At 40.5% G+C, this 22534-nt stretch carries 13 protein-coding genes; 10 read left to right on the forward strand and 3 right to left on the reverse strand.

The genetic code is table 11. From position 1 onward, the window contains the following. The first annotated feature begins 42 nt into the window (after positions 1 to 42). The 3 genes from QE382_RS09015 to QE382_RS09025 are packed head-to-tail and all read left to right on the forward strand — an operon-like array spanning position 43 to position 1766. Positions 43 to 561 (forward strand): hypothetical protein, encoded by a 519-nt coding sequence (locus tag QE382_RS09015; RefSeq protein WP_307185602.1) that lies wholly within the window; start codon positions 43 to 45, stop codon positions 559 to 561. Next, the gene (locus QE382_RS09020; protein ID WP_293954572.1) at positions 548 to 1048 is read left to right on the forward strand and encodes a hypothetical protein; all 501 of its coding nucleotides are present in this window, start codon (positions 548 to 550) and stop codon (positions 1046 to 1048) included. The genes QE382_RS09015 and QE382_RS09020 overlap by 14 nt, the downstream gene beginning before the upstream one ends. After that, entirely contained in the window at positions 1032 to 1766 is a 735-nt protein-coding gene (locus QE382_RS09025; protein ID WP_307185603.1) for a YoaK family protein, read from the forward strand. Before QE382_RS09020 ends, QE382_RS09025 begins: the two co-directional genes overlap by 17 nt. 23 nt (positions 1767 to 1789) lie before the next feature. On the opposite strand, the gene QE382_RS09030 is transcribed toward QE382_RS09025, so the two are convergent. Then, complete coding sequence (locus QE382_RS09030; RefSeq protein ID WP_307185604.1) at positions 1790 to 3931, reverse strand: Kelch repeat-containing protein; 2142 nt, start codon at positions 3929 to 3931, stop codon at positions 1790 to 1792. Between the two features lie 732 nt (positions 3932 to 4663). On the opposite strand from QE382_RS09030, the gene QE382_RS09035 reads away from it, so the two are divergent. The 5 genes from QE382_RS09035 to QE382_RS09055 all read left to right on the forward strand — a co-directional run bounded on the left by QE382_RS09035 (position 4664) and on the right by QE382_RS09055 (position 14877). After that, positions 4664 to 6121, forward strand: a complete 1458-nt coding sequence (locus QE382_RS09035) for a glycoside hydrolase family 76 protein (protein WP_307185605.1) — start codon at positions 4664 to 4666, stop codon at positions 6119 to 6121. A 125-nt stretch (positions 6122 to 6246) separates the two neighbouring features. Further along, a complete protein-coding gene (locus QE382_RS09040) occupies positions 6247 to 9426 on the forward strand; it encodes a SusC/RagA family TonB-linked outer membrane protein (protein WP_307185606.1) in 3180 nt (1059 codons plus the stop codon). A gap of 104 nt (positions 9427 to 9530) precedes the next feature. After that, positions 9531 to 11591 carry a RagB/SusD family nutrient uptake outer membrane protein gene (locus QE382_RS09045; protein WP_307185607.1) on the forward strand — a complete coding sequence of 687 codons (2061 nt, stop codon included), beginning with the start codon at positions 9531 to 9533 and terminating at the stop codon, positions 11589 to 11591. A gap of 156 nt (positions 11592 to 11747) precedes the next feature. Next, positions 11748 to 12560, forward strand: coding sequence for a DUF3823 domain-containing protein (locus tag QE382_RS09050; RefSeq protein WP_307185608.1), 813 nt, complete (start codon positions 11748 to 11750; stop codon positions 12558 to 12560). 139 nt (positions 12561 to 12699) lie between these two features. Further along, positions 12700 to 14877, forward strand: a complete 2178-nt coding sequence (locus QE382_RS09055; protein ID WP_307185609.1) for a hypothetical protein — start codon at positions 12700 to 12702, stop codon at positions 14875 to 14877. A 139-nt stretch (positions 14878 to 15016) separates the two neighbouring features. Here QE382_RS09055 and QE382_RS09060 read toward each other — a convergent pair whose 3' ends face one another. Beyond that, positions 15017 to 15784, reverse strand: a complete 768-nt coding sequence (locus tag QE382_RS09060) for a response regulator transcription factor (RefSeq protein ID WP_293954587.1) — start codon at positions 15782 to 15784, stop codon at positions 15017 to 15019. Between the two features lie 2 nt (positions 15785 to 15786). Next, positions 15787 to 18942, reverse strand: a complete 3156-nt coding sequence (locus QE382_RS09065) for a sensor histidine kinase (protein ID WP_307185610.1) — start codon at positions 18940 to 18942, stop codon at positions 15787 to 15789. A 175-nt stretch (positions 18943 to 19117) separates the two neighbouring features. On the opposite strand from QE382_RS09065, the gene QE382_RS09070 reads away from it, so the two are divergent. Together QE382_RS09070 and QE382_RS09075 are read left to right on the forward strand one after the other, a co-directional pair. Next, on the forward strand, positions 19118 to 20278 hold the full coding sequence (locus QE382_RS09070; protein ID WP_307185611.1) for an aldose epimerase family protein: 1161 nt from the start codon (positions 19118 to 19120) through the stop codon (positions 20276 to 20278). Between the two features lie 200 nt (positions 20279 to 20478). Then, positions 20479 to 22524: a beta-L-arabinofuranosidase domain-containing protein gene (locus QE382_RS09075; RefSeq protein WP_307185612.1), complete on the forward strand. Its 2046-nt coding sequence runs from the start codon at positions 20479 to 20481 to the stop codon at positions 22522 to 22524. Positions 22525 to 22534 lie beyond the last annotated feature (10 nt).

The raw sequence follows: 22534 nt of genomic DNA on the forward strand, positions 1-22534 counted from the left end.
TTGCCATGGTGGCCTATTAATTTTGTATAAAAATAATTGGATATGGCAAAGGCAACGCGGGTATTAATCCCAAGTGATTTTACAATTGATTCGCTTTTTTTTGTTATTCATAGCATCGAACAATCGACGGCAGAAGAGCTTGACATCATTCTAGTCTATGGGAATAAGAGTAGTACTTCGATCAGTGAATTATTAGGAATCACGTTGGAAGACCAACTCAGCAATCTTCAATCCGAAGATTTCTTGAAAGCCTGCCAAATGATCTGTCATCGGTATGAAAATCGTAGGCTAACAATCTATACCGATATCCTCAGCTCGGACAATCTCAATTATTTAAAGCATTATTTGCGTGGAGCTCGGATTGATGAAGTCAAAGTTCCAACAGATTATCAATTTGAAAAAAGAACACGGCACTTTTTCGACGTCGGACAGGCTTTGCTTCTTTTGAACAGAAGTAAACAGAAGAATGTGAGGATTGTCGAAAAACCTGGAACAAACAAAACCGGGAGGAATGTGTTAGCGGATTTATTTTTTAACAAAAAATGGGATGTTAATTATTAAGAGAAAAATACTGGCAAAATTCAACTTTGTATTGTTGACTTTTCTGCTTTTGGGAGCGAGTTCAATGGTTGTTTTTTATGAAAACCCTGAGCGGCTTTTAGAAGGCGAGTGGGAAGAGCAAGGTTGGTACTTTGAGAAAGTGGAGAAGTCACCTATGTTTAAAAAGCAGACTGTTATTCATGAAGGAATAAAAGATGCCGCAATAGCTCATCTTCCTCCGTTGCAGGATGGGTTATGGCATTTTGAGAGGATGGGTGATAAAAATTTTATTGCACATCATGAGGATCAACAATACAACTGGTTTTTGAAGGGGAGGGGTCACATCCTTGAGCTTCGAAAGAATGATGAGCTTATCGAAAGTTTTGTTATTCAGAAACTGAACAAAAACCAATTGGTGCTGCACCTTAATTTGGATATGCAGACAAAAGGTATAGCGCGTATCGTGTTGAAAAAAGGAGGAAAGGAAAAATATGCTGAGAAAATATAGCAATCATAGGACCATCGAAGATAATATCAAGTTGGGAGGGATTACCGCTTTTTCGGCGGGAATGGTCAATGTCGCTTCCGTTATTGTCTTTTTCTCGTTTACATCCAATGTAACCGGTTATTATGCCGTTTTTGCGCAGGAGATAGCGAAAGGGAATTGGTATCAAGGGGCAGTGGTGCTGTTTTGGATATTACTTTTTTTGACGGGAAGCATGCTTTCGAATCTCATCATTATCCACGGTAAAGGACGTTTTAGTTCCTACCTGACTCATTCTATTCCCTTGGCGTTGGAAATATTGAGTATATTATTTGTAGGGATATATCTGGATGTCTTTTATGAGGACTCTTTAAAGGAAACAGAGATACTTGTTGGTGCATTATTGTTTGCGATGGGATTACAAAATGGTTTAACGGCGAGCATATCAAATTTTGTCGTAAAAACTACACATTTAACTGGGTTGACAACAGATCTTGCCATATTAATTTCGATGTTTACAAAAGAATCAAACCGAAATAATAAGGCATTGGTGGATAAATTTCATTTGCTCTTGAGCATTGTGGGAGCTTATGTACTCGGTGGGCTTTTAAGTGGTATTTCTTTTACCTACTTATCGAACAAAACTTTTTACATAGTCTGTTTTGTTCTTCTAATTATCGGCTTGTACGATCATTATAAATTGTATATGCTGAAAAAACAATTTGTAAATCGTCACCGCTAGGGGGGGGCGACCTAAACTGGGGGCTATATAATTTTATCCAGTTGGTATGGGAAATCTTCGTTCATCAGCTGTTTATAATTGAGGCAGAATTGTTGAAATTTTATACGGGCATCCTCTTGCTGATGTAAGGCAAACATCGCTCTTACTTGAGAGAAAATAGCCTGCTCATTCAAGGGATCCAATAACAGTATGGCATGGGCTAACGCAATGCTTTTTTTATGTTGATGTGCGAGATCCGCTTGTTGAAGTTTCGCCAACAAAATAGGGAGCAAATTTTGTTCAACTTCAGTTTTTAGGGTATCAAATACAGGGTGATCCAATCCTTGCAAGAACTTTCCCCGCTGAATGACTTGAGTTAATCTGCTTTCATTGATGTACGAAGGATCAAGCATTAACTGGATACATGCTACATAATCACAATAGAATTCTTGTGTTGTTTCAATAATAAATCGGCCCTTCTTATGCACAAGTTCTATTCCTGTAAATTCGTTTAGTACTTTTCTTAAATGGTTGATCGTGACTCCTCGCGAGTTCTTGACCTTATCTTCTGATTTGTCAGGCCACATCATCTGGCTGAAGTATGGAGAACTTATACCCGATCGGTGGGATAGGATGAGGCAAAATGCCTGCTTAAGCTTTGTGCTAAATAAATAGGAAACATCCCGTTTGTTTCGATCAAACGCACGAAACTCACCGAAGAGAAAAACTGCATTCGGACGAACAAAATCATCTTTTTCTGGCAATTCAGCGGTCACTGCTATTGGGTAGGTGATGAGTGCCTTCTCATCTAGTAGATTAGTTAACTGTCTTTTTCCTTTTCTTCGCCTCCAAATAAAGTAAGTAATTAATCCAACTACCCCCAATACCATCAAGGATAGGAATACCTTGCGGTGTGAATTGTATCTAGGAAAGCTGTTTAGCTCGGTCAAAGTTATAGGAGTCATGTTTAATGAATAGACCTTTAATGTCGATTGGATATCATCCTTTGATTCCTGAACCAACACTAGGAGTCTGCCTAACTGCTTATCCATATAAAGTTGGGCATGCGTACTTATTTTATCCGAGTAGATCGGGACGGAGTCGCCTACTATGGCAAAATTTCCGTCTTGAATCGAAAAGCGATAGAGTTGAATATTGGATTTTGTTAGATACTCTGGATAGCATAAAACATAAAAGTGCGCATCATCCGGGAAGACCAACCCTCGGGCTGGTACGATATGCTTGTCTTTCCACATGATGTCCCATTTTTTAATGATTTTCTTAGTGTTCAAATTAATCTGATAAAAATCATACAGATATTTTCGTCCAACAATATGTTCTCCGGATTCATTGCCCATACCTCCGAATATGTAGGCGGTATGATCTTGGGTACCTTTTCCAGCGGTAAGAAAATAACGCGGGAAAATTTTATCGCCTGACCATCCCTCTACGGTTTGCCATTTGTTGGAGTCGACATCGTAACGTCTAAATTCATCACTGTATGTCATATTGCCATAGCCCCCGAAAATATAGAACTGCCGATTTCTTTCGTCATAAAAAGAGCCATGATGATTTAGCTCCTTCTTGATCAGGTCGTAACTCTCGACTTTCCATTCGAAATTTTTAAGATCAAGACTGGCGACTGTGGGACCTAAATACGATTGCGTATAAAAAAGTTCATAAACATAGAGTTTATTTGTCGCGGAGTCGATGAAATTATTTCCTAAAACCAGTTTAACAGGACAGGGGTTTTGAAACGCTAACTTATTTGTCTGACTGGTTTTTACATTGTATATGGTTATGGAATCCTGATTAAAATAGTAAATCTCTTTCGTTCGCTGATTGTAACATGAGCCAGCTTGTGAGGGTGAACTGTTCGAAAAAATGTTTTTCCATTTGTAAGAATCTAGCATCAGCCATGTTGGATTGGAAACACTCCCGTAAGCATTGCCGTCTTCATCGTGGACAATATGTCCCACATTCTCCTTTAGCGGAAAGAAGTACTGATGCGTTGCATTTCCAATACGTACATTTTTGATCGACATCATGGGTACATCAATCAGATAATCACTTTTTCCAAAAATAATCCGGGGACTGTATACGCGCGGTAGCTTGACCTTTGGCGATTCAAACGCCTGATCCTGGATCTCGAGCTTAAAGGCTTGTTTTTCAAGATCAAAGGTCAACTGAATGTTTATCCATTCCTCTTTAAACAGTCGCTGCTGATTTATTTTCGCGATGATCAGACTAGTTTTACCTTCTTCATTCAGGCGGAAGATACAGTTTTCTCCCTCTTCATCATAAAACAGATTATATATCGTGTTGTTGTCCTTATTCTTGACACGGAAAATATTACCTAAAGAGTTTGATGCGTAAATGGATAATTGAAATGCTAAGGTAAACTGCTTCTCGAATGAAATCTCCTTTTTATTAAATAATTCGTAGGAGGTTCGTTTATCTATAGGTTCATGGCGCGGCGCTAAACTTGAGCCCCTGAGATAGGGAAAGTCTCGGAATTAAAAGTAAAAAAACAATGTATAGTGTACAGCGTGGCATAGCACAATCAAAAACTTAAACCAATTAGTTGTCGACAATGAGCTGCTTCATGTTACCTGTTGTCTCTTGTCGGCTTTTAATGCAATCGTAACGGTTAGGATATCCCTTACCAATATCTAACAGCGTTAAAAGTATGTAAAAAAATGCGGCCAATAAAATAAAACCTATGTTACAATCAACAAGGGGTATTTGTATCATTAATGATAATATAAAAACAAATGGCGGCTAGGGTTATCGTTTTATTTTTGCGTTTTAACCCAAATTTAACCCAAAAACTAATCAGTCAATACTACCTTGCGGTCGAATTCCTACAGGTATTTCCGGTAGAAACTCGAACTAATTATAAATCGAAAATATTACTTATGAAAGTCTTTAAAAAGCTGCAATTTGTTATTGTTGCTTCTGTATTCATGATGATTGTTCCGTATGGATATGCCGAGGCACAAAAATCTTTTCCCGCTGCCGATATCAAAAACAGTCACACTGTTCAAGAGCAAAACTTACGCCGTTCGATGGAACTTTTTGATCGATCAATGGAAGTTTATTTCTCGGCCGATCGACAAGCTATGTATCGTTTTTATAACCCGGATACAAAGGTTCGCTCCCAAGAAAAAGCAAGTGTATGGATGTATTGCGCTTCGATAGAAGCTGTCAATGCTATCTTAGGTGGGCTTAAGTCGCAGAAAGAAAAGGGAAACCATCGTTTATTTGATCACAACTATAAACGCTATGTAAACCTTTTGGCGGAGCTCCATGGTAATGCAGCCTATTATTTAGGTTCCTTCAACCTTACTTCCTTTACACAGACAAAGGACTGGACAGTGTATGCTGTGGATCGTGTCGGGGAAAAAGGCAAAGCCAATGTAACCGGCGTACTCAATGTTTATGACGATCAGATGTGGATGATAAGGGAGTTGATAGAGGGGTACCGTCTGACTGGTAAAGATACTTATCTAAAGGAAGCCGAGTATCTGACTGCTTATGTGCTGGATGGATGGGACTGTACACGCGATAATCGGGGGCGTGAAAATGGTGGAATACCTTGGGGACCGGGCTACGTAACAAAACACGCCTGTAGCAATGCACCAATGGTTAGCCCGCTGGTTTGGTTACACGAAATCTATAAAACCAAGAAGGACCTGATAACATATCGATATATTGATATAGAAGACCAACAATCTCGTCGTTCGAAAACGATTCGGAAGAGCGAGTATTATTTGGATTTTGCTAAAAGGATTTATGCTTGGCAAAAGGAGCATCTATTGAACGATAGAGGTGTATATGATGATATGATGGGAGAATGTTATCCGGATTGCAGTGTTGCCTACGAAATTGTGGATGGCATTAAATACCGAAAAAATACCCAATTGAGGAAAGCTGTTGGGACCTCTTTTTCTTATAACAGCGGTACAATGATTTCTGGAGCTGCCGATCTGTATCGGGCCACTCAATCAATAATCTATTTGGAAGACGGGGAGCAGTTGACTGATGCCAGTTTCCAATATTTTGCTAAACCAGATTCGCAGGTTGCTGCACACTATACTTATGCGTCGGATGGGTTTAACAACTGGTTTAATGGGGTATTGCTTCGAGGATTTCTTCAGATTTCCCCAGTTTTTAAAAAGGCTGGAAGTTATAAGCAATCCTTTCAACAGAATTTGGACTATGGATACACACACTTTCTGCGTTCAGGCTTATTACCGCAAGATCTTCTCGGGGGGTGGCATGCAGACACAGGTAAAAACAACCTAGAGGGAATGTTCATGTTTGCCTATGCGGCACAGTACGCAATGCTATCTCACGATCATAACGGGAAATAACAGGATGAGGTAGAAGATCAACGGGAGCAAGATTTATTTTAGAAACAAATACCAATAAAACCGAGCCTAAACGCTCATGAAATACTTCAAATAGCACAATCACTAGTTAAAACCAATTTATTAAGATGAAAAAGGATATAGGGAAATCGAGGCGGCGAATCAGCACACTGCTTGTGCTGATGGCGCTGGGTATTCCGTCGATCGGATGGGCCCAACAACGGAATGTCAGGGGAAAAGTATTGGATAGTAACAATAAGCCGATTGCTGGAGTGACGATATCTGTTCAGAACGCAGATAGTCGTATAGAGACAACGACTAATGCGGACGGAAGCTATTCCATTAGTGTTCCTGAAGGTAAAAAGCTATTATTTAAATCCCTCGGTTTCAGTGCAAAGGAGGTGGTTACTGAGGGTAAATCCACCATTAATATCGTATTGCAAAGCGATGACATGCAGCTGGAAACAGTTGTCGTAGTGGGTTATGGTACGCAGCGTAAACAATCACTAACCGGTGCCATTGCATCTGTCAAGGGGACAGAAATGAGGCAGACGAAAAACGAAAATCCACAGAATATGCTAACTGGTCGGGTGGCCGGTGTACGCGTTTGGCAGAAGAGTGCAGAGCCAGGAGCTTATAGTGCTAATTTTGATATACGTGGTATGGGAGCTCCTTTAGTCGTAATTGACGGGGTACCCCGTACAAGTGAAGACTTTCAGCGTCTCAATCCAAGTGATATTGAAGACGTTTCGGTACTGAAGGATGCATCGGCTGCTATTTATGGGGTGAGGTCGGCAAATGGTGTTGTACTTGTAACGACAAAAAAGGGAAAAGAAGGGAAGACGATCGTCAATTATAATGGATCTTATACTTTTCAAAGGCCTTCGGGACTGCCTGTATTGGCTGATGCAATCAGCGCCATGACGGTCTACAATGAGAAATCCATGAACAATATCAATGGTGGTAGCCCCATATATACCGAAAAGGATTTTGAAGATTTTAGAAATGGTACACGACGTTCGTCCGATTGGACGGGTCTGATTTTTTCAAAATATGCGCCGCAGACTCAACACGATGTTAGCTTTTCTGGTGGAAGTAATAAAGTTCAATATTTTATTGGGGGTGGTTATTCCTACCAGCAAGGCTTTTTTAAATCAGGTGATCTCAATTATAATAAATACAACTTACGGTCTAATATTTCGGCAGAATTGGCCAAGGGATTGAAACTTGACTTAAATATCAGTGGCATGGCCGATCAGCAAAATAATCCTTACAACAGTGCTGTTGATATCATTCGGAATTATTGGCGTCAGGGTGTATTGTTCCCTGCATACGCAGATCCTGACAATACCTTGCTAAATTATGAGGGGCTTGATCTAGAGCAAAATACAGTCGCGATGATGGATGCATCTATTTCCGGTTATCGCAAATTCAAAAAGAAGACCTTTCAATCTTCCGCCGCGTTGAATTATGATCTGAGTAATTTATCTCCTTTTCTTCAAGGATTTTCGGCAAAGGCATTGATTAGTTACGATTACCGTGCAGATAACAATTCCCTATTCAGAAAGGAATATTATCAGTATGCGTTGAATAAAACAACGGGTAAATATGATCAGAAACTCTATAACTTGAGTAGTCCAAATCAAATGAAGCGGGAGTTTTATGACAAGCAACAGGTATTGGGACAATTTATTTTGAATTATGATCGAACTTTTGGGGATCAACATAAGCTAGCTGCACTTGTCGGCTGGGAATCACAAAAAAACGATGGCGATAACTTCTATGGATTGAAAAATCTTGCTTTTGGTTCAGATCAATTGCTCGCTGGTGTAGAAGATGGACAAATGACTTCCATGTATGGTGGGATCGGTGACTATTATAATGAAGCGAAGTCTGCGCTATTTGGACGTGTTAACTATGATTTTGCTGGACGTTATATTGCCGAATTCCAGTTTCGCTATGATGGATCTTCCCGTTTTGCAAAAGGGCATCAATGGGGTTTTTTCCCTTCCGCTTCTGTAGGCTGGCGTATCTCTGAAGAGCCGTTTTTTAAATCGATCGACGCTCTCTCTTTTGTTAATCAACTGAAATTACGAGGCAGTTATGGTGTGCTGGGCGATGATTTGTCAGACTCATGGGATTTTGGTTGGGTACCAGGTTATGTTTATCCTGCAACCAGCGGAAACGCTGAAAATGGATACAACAATCAATATGCACCAGGCTATATGTTCGGTGATAAATACATTACGGGTGTAAGTCGAAAGGCTATCGCTAACGAGTTAATTACTTGGTATAAAGCGAAAACCTTTAATGTAGGTTTAGATTTTGAAGGCTGGAACGGATTGTTCGGTTTTACCTTGGATTATTTTGAACGTACGCGATCAGGATTATTTCAACGGCGTACAAGTGAATTCCCTACAGTAATTGGGGCCATAGCCCCGATGGAAAATGCCAATAGTGATCGTCATATGGGATTAGAATTGGAATTGAAACATCGTAATAAAATCAACGATTTCTCCTATAATATTCGCGCGATTGCCACGGTGACTAGAAATAAATATCTCACAGCTGTTCAAAATGGCCCATACAAAAACTCGTACGACCGTTGGCGTAATGACAACTTCAACGACCGGTATCAAGGGATACAATTTGGCTATGAATCGGCAGGACGCTTTGAAAATTGGGCCGATATCTGGAGTTATCCAATTTACAAGGAACGTGATGTATTGCCTGGAGATTATAAATACCTAGATTGGAACGGGGATGGTGAAATCAACGATCAGGATGAACATCCATTTGCCTTTGACCAGACGCCTTGGGTGAATTATAGTTTCAACCTCGAAACCGCGTATAAAAATTTCGATATGAACCTCTTATTTCAAGGCTCAGCTTTGGGTTCAATGGAATATAAGGAACCACTTTATGCAATATGGGGCACAAACGGAGGCGGAACCCTCGAACAATACCTTGACCGCTGGCACCCTGTTAATCCATTGGCAGATCCTTATGATCCCGCAACTGAATGGGTTCAGGGCTATTATGGTTTCACCGGACGATATCCAAAATCCAATTCTGAATTTAATCGGGTGAGTACAGCTTATTTACGTCTTAAAAGCGTTGAATTGGGCTACACCTTTTCGAATTTAGAAACATCCTCTTCGATGCGATTACGTGTTTATGCAAATGCTTACAATTTATTTACGATCACAGGCGTGCGATATGTGGATCCAGAACATCCAGACGATAATTTAGGTCGGATGTATCCATTGAATAAAACCTATTCATTAGGCTTATCGCTTACTTTTTAGCAAGCAAAAAAATGTTACGATGAAAACATCATGATTTATTCAATCTTATTGAGGAATGAATAAATCGGATAGCTTCATCCCAATTGAAAAGCAAATTTATACAGATGAAAAAATTACTCGTTATATTATCATTAGCTGGCTCCATCGGATTTGTAGGTTGTGCCGATCTGGATATCATGCCCAAAAATATTGTCACAGATCAAGATCTATTGAATACCCCAGCTGGTATGGATATCTATATGGCTCGGATGTACAGTCTAATGCCATTTGAAGATTTTAAATATATGGCGCAATGGGGGATAGAGTTCAATGGTTGGCTGGCTGCGATTGGCATTGAAGGAACGGGCGAAGCTGTGACCAGGGATGGAATCAGTACTTCGTTTACTGGCGAGCGGACAGCGTATTGGGAAAGAGCGTTCGAATTACTTCGGGATGCCAATCATCTGATTGAAACTCTACCCAATTACAAGGATAAATTTTCTGAAGAACTTTATAATCATTACTTAGGTGAGGGATACTATGTTCGGGCAACCGTATTTTATGCCATGGCACGACGCTTCGGGGGAATTCCTTTGGTGACGAAAGAACTGCAATATCCGAATACATTGGATAATCTGGAAATACCTCGTTCCAGTGAGGAAGATACCTGGAACCAAATCCTTAAAGACTACGATGAGGCCATTAAATTGCTCATGACGAAGAGTCCTAAAACAGGTTATTCCAACAAGTTTGTAGCGCTGTCTTTTAAGTCCGAAGCCATGCTTTATGCTGGAAGTGTGGCCAAATATAATGAAACTGTTTCTGGTCGCTTGACTGGTCTTGGAAGGAAAACTGGTGTACGGGTGATTGGTTTCGATGCGACCACAGCAAGGGCTGCATCACAAAAGTACTTTGGCGAAGCTTACGCCGCAGCTCGACAGGTAATAGCAGCTGGGGGCTATTCGCTGTATAAAAAGAAATGGGCAGCGAACGATAAAGAAGCTCAGTATCAAAATATGGTGGATATGTTTAGTGACCTCAGTAGTCCGGAAAATATATACGTTAAACAATATGTTTATCCGACATTGACACATAGTTTTGATGCGTTTAGTTCGCCCTTCACTTTTCGATCGCCACTTTCTGCGGGTACTTGTCCAACGCTAGATTTTATGGAACTGTTTGATGGATTTGACAGATACGCCGACGGAACAGTCAAAGTGACTACCGGACAAAGCAGCAAGGACGGGGAGTATAGACTTTACGACAAACCGATGGACTTCTTTAAAAATGCGGAACCTCGCTTGCGTGCTTATGTTATCTTTCCCGATGATATCTTCAAGGATCGAAAAATGGAAATAAGGGCAGGAATATACACCGGTTCAGCACCCATAAAACCCTTGTTCACGGATTATTCTTATGCAAACGCGGATACACGTTACCAACAGCTGGGTGCTTACACAGGCTCACCTAAGACGCTGTACCTGAGTCCAAGAGATGGTAGTGGTCAGCAAACTGTTGATTATAATGGACAAAAAATGAATGCTGCCGGAAACGAAGGGCCATTCTTCGATAATGGTGAGGCGACATTAACTGGTTTTTATGTACGTAAATGGCTGAATACAAATCCTGCAAAAGAAGTGGGGGAAGGGAAGTCTGATCAGCCTTTTATTTTAATGCGTTACGCTGAAGTTTTATTAAATGCAGCTGAAGCAGCTGTCGAACTCAAAATGCTAGGTGCGAATACTGCTGATGGAAGCGATCCTTTACAGATAGCAACCAGTGCTGTTAATGAGATTCGCTTGCGGGCGGGAGCAGATTTGCTAACAGGTGCGATCTCTGGAGATAATACCGGAAGAGATATCGTCCGAAGAGAGCGTCGCAAGGAACTTGCGTTTGAACATAAAGCAAAATGGGATTTGCGTCGATGGCGGGTACTGCATTTTGATGGCCGGGATGGATTTTGGGGAACACAAAAGGATAAAAATCTATATAGCAACAATGAAAATTTTAGGTTCAGGGGGTTATATCCATTTTTTTCCACCTCAACGGGTAAATACTTCTTTGATGCACGATTTCAATGGGTGAGTACCAAAACATTCCGGTATACACCTATAGACTATTATTTTGAAATTCCCGGAGGAGAGGTAGCGAAAAGTCCAGTGATTGACCAGCAACCTAACCGATAAACAAGTATGCTGTGCTGAGCGATTCGAGACGCTAGGCACAGGTCACTTGTAAGGCCTGAAATTCTAATAACAAAGTGAATTATTGGTGGAGCAGCGTTCCGGAAAATAGCAGGCAACTAAATTCGGAACATTCAACCCATCACTAAACGTAAAGAGATGAAAAATAATATTTTCGGCGCGATAGGCATCATATGTATGCTAAGTTCGTGCAGCCTTTTTGAGGCAGATAATTATGAAGCTCCTTCGGTGGCATTAAAAGGTATTGTGGCCGACGCATCGACCGGAGAACCCATATTGACCGATCAGGGAAGTGAGGGTATCCGTGTTCGATTGACAGAGCTGAGTTGGGGTGACAATGTGGAGCACAACCCTGATTTCTATTGCATGCCCGACGGGACGTTTCAAAACACGAAATTGTTTAAAGGTAATTATAATATCACTGTTGATGGGCCTTTTATTCCATTGGTGCGTACCGATGGCGATGGGAAGGTGCTGTCAGATGACAGCAAAAACATGGAGCTGAATGGCTCTCATGAAATCAAGATGGAGGTGCATCCTTTTCTTAAAGTCGAATGGGTCGGAAATCCAGTTGTGGAAAACGGAAAGGTAAAAGCCAAGGTAAAAGTTACCCGCGCCGTAACCGAACAGTTTTTTCGGGATAAAATTGAACCTCTAGGAAATTATAATGTGGATTTTTTAAATGTGACAGATATACAATTCTTTGTCAGCTATTCCTCCACGGTAGGGTATAGAGCGCGGGATGAACGTTGGTCTAGCAAAATTGAGTATGGTGGCAATAGCTTTAACTCAAAATTGGGGCAGGTTATTGATCTCGAATCTGTGGGCGAAATCCCAAAAGGGCGGACGGTTTTTATTCGGGCAGCGTCGCGGATTAATTACGACACGCCTCGGGGAACGGGAACGCGAAGATGGAATTACAACGAAGCCAAAAGGGTCGATATTCAATAAGCACATCTTTATCCATGTTGAGCGAGTCTGTTAAAATCATCGACTCGCTCAACATTTGCTGGATTTTATCGACTAAATCTGTTGAATTATAAGGGGAATATAGGCGTAAACTGTACGTAGTAGAAATAGACAATAACTTATGATAAAAACGAACATACTTTCGCTAATGATGCTAGCGGCGCTGACGACGGTCGCCCAAAAGAAAGATCCGATAAAGACGACATTTCAAAGCTCCAGGGAGTGGCGCCCAACAATTGATAACCGGGCGGATGCGGTGATGGTCTATGGAACAGGTGGGAACCCATCCGACAAATCCCGAAAGATACCCTTTGAAGATCGTGTGAAATCTTGGCGTGATAAGGGGTATATTGCTCATTTTATGACCGGGATTGCCTGGGGCGAGTACCAAGATTACTTTACAGGGAAATGGGATGGTAAGATGCACCTGGATGAGGGGCAGGTCGATGTCAAAGGCGACACCATCTGGCATGGTCATATGGTTCCCTATATTGTTCCTACTGAAAATTATTTAAAGTATATCAAGGAGATGCATGTCAAAAGGGTCATTGATGCTGGTATCGACGCCATATTTATGGAAGAACCCGAATTTTGGGCACGTGCCGGATACAGTGAATCGTTTAAAAATGAATGGAAAAGGTACTATGGTTTTGATTGGCGACCGCAACACGAATCGCCCGAAAATACTTACTTGTCGAATAAATTGAAGTATGCTTTATATCTTCATGCGCTGAATGAAGTCTTTACTTATGCTAAAGCTTATGGAAAAATTAAAGGGATGGACGTAAAATGTTATGTGCCGACACACTCTTTAATCAACTATTCGCAGTGGATGATTGTTAGTCCCGAAGCAAGTTTGGCTTCTCTTCCCTGTGTAGATGGTTACATTGCGCAGGTATGGACGGGAACTTCGCGTGAGCCTAATTATTTTAATGGCGTCGCGAAAGAACGGGTTTTCGAAACGGCATTTTTGGAATATGGTGCAATGGAATCGATGACTGCACCAACTGGACGGAAGATGTTTTTTTTGACAGATCCGATCGAAGATTGGCCCCGGGATTGGGCTGACTATAAGAAAAACTATCAGGCGACATTCACAGCGCAGCTTTTGTATCCAAATATTGCCGATTATGAGGTGATGCCCTGGCCCGAACGTATTTATGAGGGACTGTATAAAACAAGCCCTAATAGTGATCAAAAAGAAAAAATACCACGACATTATTCGACCCAGATGCAGGTGATGATCAATAGCTTGAACAGTATGCCCAAATCAATCAGCAAAGTGTGTGGATCGACAGGGATCAGTGTGCTCTTGGCAAATTCACTGATGTTTCAGCGTTTTCCGGCACATGCCGGATATGATGATCCACAATTAGCCAACTTTTATGGACTCGCCCTTCCTTTCCTAAAACGCGGGGTACCTATAAAAACAGTTCATTTGGAAAATTTAGCGGTCAAGAATGCCCTCGCGGACACGAGAGTCCTGCTCATGTCTTATTCCAATATGAAACCTTTAGCCCCTGAAGCACATCATCGCCTCGCGGATTGGGTGAGAAATGGTGGCGTTTTGATTTACTGTGGAACAGATCTCGATCCTTTTCAATCGGTACAGGAATGGTGGAATAGCAATGGTAGACAGTATCAAAGACCATCCGATCATCTATTTAAGCAGATGGGACTGAAGGACGAAATGGCAAAAGAGGGAAAATACAGGTACGGGAAAGGTACTTTGTACGTATTACGATCCGATCCTAAGGAATTTGTGATTAAACCGAATAATAGTCAGAAACTGCTGGATGTGACCAAGAATCTTTATGAAAGTATTGGTCAAGGGAAAAAGCTGCAATTTAAAAATTATTTTACACTGACGCGAGGCAATTACGATCTGGTCGCTGTATTGGATGAGAGTGTCAGCAATCTTCCTTATCAGGTTAAGGGAAATCTAATCGATCTTTACGATCCGGCTTTGCCTGTTATCACGTCTAAAAGTATTCAGCCGAATGAGCAGTGTTTGTTTGTGAATATTGATCACATAAAGAACAAAAAACAACCACAGGTGTTGGCTTCCGCAAGTCGTATCTACAGCGAAGTAACGGCTAATTATCGGTATTCATTTATTGCAAAAAGCCCGATTAATACGACCAACATTTCGCGTATATTATTGCCTAATAAGCCAAAGCGTGTTTTAGTAGGGAAACGCGATGTGTTTTCGGAAGTAAATTGGGATACGAGAACGAAAACCTATCTACTGGGATTTGAAAATAGTCCTGATGGTGTGCAGGTTGATATTGAATGGTAACCTCCATGTCAAGAAAAAAAACACCGATATGTATCTTGAAGAGTAATTTGAATTTAATTTCGAACAGATGTATTTGAAAGCTTATATGTTTACCTAAGTTTAATGTGTCTAGCATGGATGTTGTGGCTCAAGTAATAGGTCACTTCGATTGTGATTCCTGAAATTCAGTTGGGCTTTGGCCAAACTGTTTTTGAAAATTACGCGAAAAATGTGTTGCGGAACTGTAACCTAGTAAATTTGAAATTTCGTACACTTTATGCTGTTTTTGAATAAGCAGTTCTGCTGCTTTTCGGAGCCTAGTCAAATTAATCAATTCATTGGGCGAGAGGCTCGATACAACATTAATTTTGCGGTAGAGTGTCGGTCTACTCATACAGAGTATGTCGGCCATTCGGTCGACATTGAACTGTGGATCATCGAGGTGCTGCATAATAATTTCTTCAATCTTCAGCAGGAACTCCTGTTCACTTTGATTTTGGCCGATCTGTTGTATCTGGGACATGGGATTTTTGATAAAAAACTCCTTAACCTTTATCCGGTTCTTTAACAAACTAGCTATCTGCGCCCTCAAAAAAGCAGGCGAAAAAGGTTTTTCAATGTAAGCATCAGCACCAAATTCCAGCCCTTGAATTTTTGATTCAATACTATTTTTTGCAGTCAAAAGGATAACTGGAATGTGTGCATACGCGATGTTTTCCTTGATTCTTTGACAAAGCTCAAAACCATCCATTTCCGGCATCATTACATCGCTAACAATCAGATCGAAATATTCAGAAGCTAGTAAATCCAACGCTTGCTTTCCATTAGAACTTGTCGTTATCTGATAATCTTCATTGAGATCATCTGCGATGAATTCGAGCAGTTCGGTGTGGTCATCTACTAGTAATAAATTGGATTTGGCATTCATAATTATGGATTTGTATTGTGATTCAAAGGTAACGTCAAAGTGAATACGTTCAATTGAAGGTCATTTGTAGTATATAACAAGTTACCTTGGTGTTTCAACGTCAGGGATCTTGTCAATGCCAAGCCCAGACCACTTCCAGGAACATTTTTATTTTGTTTTAAGCGATTGAATGGTTCAAAAATTCTTTCCCTTTCTTCTGAAGGAATTAAAGCGCCGTCGTTTTTCACGGTCAATATAAAAATATTTTTCTGTATATCCATATTCAAATTTACCTCAATAAACGATAAGGAATATTTAAGGGCATTATTCAATAGGTTATAACATATCTTGTCAAATGCATCCGAATCGATTTGACCGATAATATCAGGCATAATTTGCGATACAATCTGTTTTCCTTGCGACTGTAAAGTCACTGTAAAGTTACCGATGATTTCCTGAACCATCAGGCTGATGTTTTCCGATTCAAAGTGCAATTTAAACCCTTCCGTTTCGACTTTTCTAAAATCCAGCAATTGATTGCTAAGGGCAATTAGTTTCTCCGTGTTGTTTTGCATGGTCAATAATAGTTTGTCGGTGACGGGATTGTGATCTACCTTATCCATAAGTTTTTCTAAGGGGGCTTTGATCAAGGTCAATGGCGTGCGTATTTCATGCGCAACATCGGTATAGAAATTGATTTTTGAACGATAGAGTTCTTGTTCGCGTAGGTTCTGTACGGTTAAGAGATGTTGTCGATTGCGTTGTTTGATCTTTTCATTAAAATGATAAATTATAAATATAATCAGTCCAGCGGCTATTAATGCATAGCAAATAAAGGCCGGTATACTTGCCCAGATGGGTGGGAGGATCGTAATTTTAAGACTAGCAAAAGTAGGGATTGTATTGCCATTGGGATCTTCTGCTTTTACTGTAAAAATATATTTTCCGGGAGAGAGCTTGGTAAAATATGCACGTTGATTGCTCGTAATGTCTATCCACCTGTCGTCGAGTCCTTCCATCTTATAACTATAATGAATAGAGTGGGGGGCTTGATAATGCAAAGCCGCAAAATCAAGGCTGAAGGATGATTCGTCGTGTTTTAGTTTTATATTCTTAGTGAATAATATTGATTTGGATAGAATATTGGGATCGGTATATTGATTGATCGCTCTGTTGTTGATGTAAAAATTAGTGATATAAATCGGTATTTGATTCTTATAGTTAATTTGGTTTAGCTTTTCCGGATTGAAACGAATAAGTCCATTTATAGTGCCGAAATAGAAGTTTCCATTCTCATCATCAAAAGATGAATTGTAATTGAACTGAATAGTTGGAAGGCCTGACTCCAAGTTGAAAATCCGTTTTCTACCATTGGGAAGGTGGTAGCGTACCAAGCCCTTAGAGGTACTCACCCAAAGATTATTTTGTCTATCTTCTAAGAAGGCGAGCGTCACATTGCTGGGCATTCCTTCTGCTAGACCAATGTTTTGAAAGCCCTCTTGATTTATTTTTTTCTTTGCCATTCCACCTTCTGTGGCTATCCAAATCTGCTGTTGAGAATCCTCAAATAAGCTATTGATCCTATTATTTGGCAAGGAGCTAGGGTCGTTCTGCCGATGTGTGTAATGTTTGAAGTAACGCGTCGTCGGGTGATAACAAAACAGTCCATCTCGCCAGGTGCCTACCCAGATGTTCCCCTTTTTATCTTCCAAAATGCTTGTGTAAAACATGTATTCTGGAACATTATTGATGAGGTGGAACGATTTTTTATCAAAATCAAAGCGGTACAATCCACGTGTTGAAGCTACAAGGATATCCCCTTTCCGGGTTTTATAGAGATAAAATAGAAAATTACTTTGGAGATCGGATGATGGTGTATTACTGTTGCGGTCGATGTGATAGATCACTTTTTGAAGCTTGGGCGAAAAAATGTCGAGACCATTGACGAAAGTGCCTATCAGCAATTTGTCGCCAATAGGGAGAATACCATGGATGTTATTATTTGCCAGATTGCCTAGTTTGTCCGAGAAGTTTTGAATTCTACCCGATATGGGGTCGAGTTTTGATAACCCACCGTTTTCGGTGCCTATCCAGATATTATGGTCGATACCTTTTTTTATAATGCGTACGGCAGACCCTTTTAAGCTCCCCGGGCGGTCCTGTGGTAGGAATTTTTCGATTATACTGTTGTTTTTATGATAATAGTTGATTCCACCAAAATACGTCCCCAACCAGATACCTTCGTCTTTATCCTGTAAGACGTTATAAATAGCATTGTCGGATATGCCCCAAGGATTTTCTTGCTCTTTTTGAATATTGATAAATTGTTGACTAGCTATTTGATAAATAAAGAGACCAGATTCTGTTGCAAACCAATATTCATGATCGTTTGGCTGTAAAATATCTCTTACATAGAGAAATTGCTTCAATTGTTCGGGGCCCAGTATAGGTTTAAGCGATTTGTCTTTGAATCGGTAGCTGTATACCCCAGTTTTGGAAGTACCAATCAATAAGTCTCCTTGGTGATTTTCTTTTATTTTCTCAATACTAAACCAATCTTTAGCACCATATTTTGCTTGAAAGTCGAGCATCAGCACAGGGTTGCCCCCAGCATCTATTTGGAAAATCTTCCCTTCAGGAGTGCCAAAAAACACCGTTCCATTTTTTGTGCAGCTGATGGATGTGATGTACAGGTCTGATTTGGTCAGTTGTCGAATTTCATGACTGATCAAATCATGGAAATAGAGCATTCCGTTGGATATAAACCAAATCTTTTTGCGTTGATCGGTAATAATAACCGGGACATCTGCATTTTCAAATTGTTTGCTCAAGAGTCTAAATTCTTCATCCACGGGATCGTAGCAATAGATTCCCTGATCTGTACCAATCCATATTCTTTTTCGAAAGTCTTCTGTTAACGAAATGATGTTGTTACCACCTAGGTTGTTTTTCCCAACGCTCGAGGCATTAAAATGTTTGAAATTATTGCCATCGAAGCGATTTAGGCCATCTTTTGTGCCGAACCAAAGAAAGCCCTGACTGTCCTGCATACTACAGATGACGGCATTGTTTGACAGTCCTTCATTAATTTGATAATGATTAAAATAATAGGGCTGTGCATGGAGCAACCGCGGAAGCAGCAGAAAGAATAGAAAGCGTAGAAACCTCAGGTTGATCATGATTATTTGGTTATTGATACAAAATAGTGCTAAAATGAAACAATTTAATCTTAAAGTATCTCAAAAATTTAAGACTTTAGCCTATGTATTGTAATCGCTAAAATTATAAAAAAATCTAGAAAAGGACACAAGTTCTATCTAAACAAAGATTATAAACCATTTTAAAATACGACGAATGAAAGGAAAAATGACCTTGCTTGGTCTTTCTGCAATGCTCGCTTTTTGTGTGTCTTGTCAGCAATCGACTGGCTCCAAATCTGCTAAAGTAGATTCTTTAGCGGCCCTTATGGATACTGCACAGTTCCGTGCAACTATTGATCAAAAACAGGCTTACCTCTATAAATTGAGTAATAAAAATGGCGTTCAGGCTTACTTCACCAACTTTGGTGCACGATTAGTGGGTTTGTGGGTTCCAGATAATAAAGGGGAGTTATGCGATGTAGTTTTAGGATTTTCTAAAGCTTCCGATTATAATAATCCAAAAGAGCCATTTTTCGGTACCATTGTTGGACCTTTTGGCAACCGCATCGCCGGAGGGAAATTTAAACTGGGGGACGAAACCTATACGTTGGCGGTAAATAATGGCCCCAATACCTTACATGGAGGTTTCAAAGGGGTGCATTTTGCCCATTGGTCATTAAAATCTTCCGATCCATCATCGCTTACTTTTGCCTATACCTTAACGGACGGAAATGAGGGCTTTCCGGGTAATATTCAAATGGAAGTGACGTATACGCTCAACGACGACAACGAATTGATGATTGGTTATCGGGCTACTTCAGATAAAAAGACGGTGATCAACTTAACAAACCATGCTTACTTTAATTTAAATGGTGAGGGGAGTGGTACCATTCTGGATCATCAACTCCAGTTGTTTGCCAACCAATATACACCTGTAGACAGCACCTTGATACCTACTGGACAGTTGACGCCAGTGAAAGGAACCCCTTTTGATTTCACGAATTTAAAGTCGATTGGAAAAGATATCAATGCCAATGATCAGCAACTTAGCTTTGGAAAGGGATACGATCATAATTTTGTGTTGAGTAGAGAAAAGGAAGGAGACTGGTATAAAGCGGCGCATGTAGTCGGTGATAAATCAGGTATCGTCATGGATATATTGACGGCTGAACCCGGTATTCAGTTTTACAGTGGCAATTTTATGAATGAGCAGGTACAATTGAAGAATGGAAAAAAAGATTCATTTCGCACCGCTTTTTGTCTAGAACCGCAGCATTTCCCGGATGCTCCGAATCAACCTGCTTTTCCAACGACAGTCCTTAACCCAGGAGAAGTTTATCAAACGAAATCCCTGTATCGTTTTTCGGTAAAATAATACATATTTAATAGTGATTGGTTTGAAAGTGCACCGCTGTGAAGTGGTGCGCTTTCTTCATTTAATAGGCTTAATATGATTTTTCAGTTGCGTTTTATTGATTTGATACAAATAGGCAGTTTTTTGAGAAAAATCAATCATCCAACTCATTCATTAAACCTTATTTTTGGATAATCTGTTATAAACTAATCAAGCCAACAATGACGAAAAAAATCGGTTTATTATCTTATTTGATTGGAATTTGTTTTCTAAGTTCAGCGCAAAGCCATGTTGTAATTGCTGTTGATCATCTGCCTGTGGAGGGGAAAAATTTAAGCTATATTAATAACCGATTGCCTTTAAAACAAAATGCCCTGCTAAAATTACCTGTAGGAAGCATCGTACCCGAAGGTTGGCTTGGAAAATATCTGCAGCTGCAAAAAGATGGTCTTACGGGTCATTTGGGCGAAATTAGTGCCTGGTTGTCCAAAAAAAATAATGCATGGTTAAGTACGGATGGGAAAGGAGATTATGGTTGGGAAGAAGTTCCTTATTGGCTAAAAGGTTATGCTAATCTGGGCTACATCTTAAAAGATCCTACAATCCTAGCGGAGTCAAAGATATGGTTGGAAGCCGCACTAAAAAGCCAGCGTCCTGATGGATACTTTGGGCCATTGATGCTGCGTAACAACAAACCGGATCTTTGGGGGAACATGTTGATGTTGTGGTGCCTGCAATCCTATTATGAGTATAGCGGCGACCAACGTGTCTTAACCTTAATGACCAATTATTTTAAATGGCAGGCCAATTTGCCGGATAGTTTTTTTCTGAAGGATTATTGGGAAAACAGTCGTGGTGGTGACAATTTGCTGTCCGTATATTGGCTCTATAACAGAACACCAGGCAATGAATGGTTGATGGATTTAGCAGATAAAATCCATCGGAATACCGCCAATTGGCGGCAGAAAGATGATCTGCCCAATTGGCATAATGTCAATGTTGCCCAATGTTTCAGAGAGCCAGCAACCTATTATCTGAAAAGTCAGTCGACTGCAGATCTTAACGCAACCTACGATAATTTTCATTTTGTCAGACAAGTATTTGGTCAGGTTCCGGGCGGCATGTTCGGTGCTGATGAAAATGCGCGTCCGGGATATACCGATCCCCGTCAAGGGGTGGAAACCTGTGGTATGGTGGAGCAGATGGCTTCCAATGAAATCCTTCTCGGGATAACAGGCGATCCTTTTTGGGCGGATCACGCGGAAGAAGTTGCTTTTAATACTTACCCAGCCGCTGTGACAGCCGATTTTAAAGCATTACGCTATATCACGAGCCCTAATATGACTATCAGCGATAGCCATAATCATGCTCCTGGGATCGATAATAATGGACCATTTTTAATGATGAACCCCTTCAGTTCACGTTGTTGTCAACATAATCACAGTCAGGGCTGGCCATATTATGCGGAGCATCTGTATATGGCAACAAATGATAATGGTGTTGCGGCAGTACTTTATGCCGCATCAAAAGCTGAAATCAAAGTCGGAAACAAGCAGGCTATTCAGATCAGACAAGAATCCAATTATCCGTTTGAAGAATCGCTGCGATTTGAAATAGGAACACAGGGTAAAACGGTTGATTTTCCCTTTTATCTCCGTATACCTGCCTGGGCGAAACAAGCCAAAGTAACTATTAATGGTAAAAGTCAGGCTATAGAAGCTGGAGCAAAATATATTCGGATTGAACGGAAATGGAAAGACGGCGACAAGGTCGAGCTCTCCTTACCGATGACCATAGATCTGAAAACATGGACGGCCAATAAAAATTCAGTGAGTATCCAGCGTGGACCATTGACCTACGCACTTAAAATCAAAGAAAATTATGTGCAAAAGGATAGTAAGGCTTCGGCAATAGGAGATTCCAAATGGCAGGAGACTGCAGATCCATCAAAATGGCCATCCTATGAAATCCTTCCTGCAAGTGACTGGAATTACGGACTTGTACAAAATCAGCTCCAAGCTGTTGACCAACTAAAAGTGGTCAAACGACCATGGCCTAAAGATGCATTTCCTTTTGACGCAGAAGCAGTACCTATTTCGATTCTTGTGAAAGCGAAACGTATTGATGGATGGAAAATTGATGAAAATGGATTAACGGGCGTATTGCCTCTGAGTCCGGTGGAAAGCAAGGGTGCGGTGCAGGAAGTTGAACTGATTCCCATGGGAGCAGCACGTTTGCGCATTGCTGCTTTTCCAACTGTAAAATAGTATAAATACG

It is taken from the genome of Sphingobacterium zeae (genome assembly GCF_030818895.1).
Taxonomy (GTDB): domain Bacteria; phylum Bacteroidota; class Bacteroidia; order Sphingobacteriales; family Sphingobacteriaceae; genus Sphingobacterium; species Sphingobacterium zeae.

What these genes read in the sequence shown, in the direction of transcription:
- QE382_RS09065 (WP_307185610.1), bottom strand. Translation starts at nt 18,942, where the DNA reads ATGATCAACCTGAGGTTTCTACGCTTTCTATTCTTTCTGCTGCTTCCG.
- QE382_RS09050 (WP_307185608.1), top strand. Translation starts at nt 11,748, where the DNA reads ATGAAAAATAATATTTTCGGCGCGATAGGCATCATATGTATGCTAAGT.
- QE382_RS09075 (WP_307185612.1), top strand. Translation starts at nt 20,479, where the DNA reads ATGACGAAAAAAATCGGTTTATTATCTTATTTGATTGGAATTTGTTTT.
- QE382_RS09055 (WP_307185609.1), top strand. Translation starts at nt 12,700, where the DNA reads ATGATAAAAACGAACATACTTTCGCTAATGATGCTAGCGGCGCTGACG.
- QE382_RS09045 (WP_307185607.1), top strand. Translation starts at nt 9,531, where the DNA reads ATGAAAAAATTACTCGTTATATTATCATTAGCTGGCTCCATCGGATTT.
- QE382_RS09070 (WP_307185611.1), top strand. Translation starts at nt 19,118, where the DNA reads ATGAAAGGAAAAATGACCTTGCTTGGTCTTTCTGCAATGCTCGCTTTT.
- QE382_RS09060 (WP_293954587.1), bottom strand. Translation starts at nt 15,784, where the DNA reads ATGAATGCCAAATCCAATTTATTACTAGTAGATGACCACACCGAACTG.
- QE382_RS09020 (WP_293954572.1), top strand. Translation starts at nt 548, where the DNA reads ATGTTAATTATTAAGAGAAAAATACTGGCAAAATTCAACTTTGTATTG.
- QE382_RS09035 (WP_307185605.1), top strand. Translation starts at nt 4,664, where the DNA reads ATGAAAGTCTTTAAAAAGCTGCAATTTGTTATTGTTGCTTCTGTATTC.
- QE382_RS09015 (WP_307185602.1), top strand. Translation starts at nt 43, where the DNA reads ATGGCAAAGGCAACGCGGGTATTAATCCCAAGTGATTTTACAATTGAT.
- QE382_RS09025 (WP_307185603.1), top strand. Translation starts at nt 1,032, where the DNA reads ATGCTGAGAAAATATAGCAATCATAGGACCATCGAAGATAATATCAAG.
- QE382_RS09040 (WP_307185606.1), top strand. Translation starts at nt 6,247, where the DNA reads ATGAAAAAGGATATAGGGAAATCGAGGCGGCGAATCAGCACACTGCTT.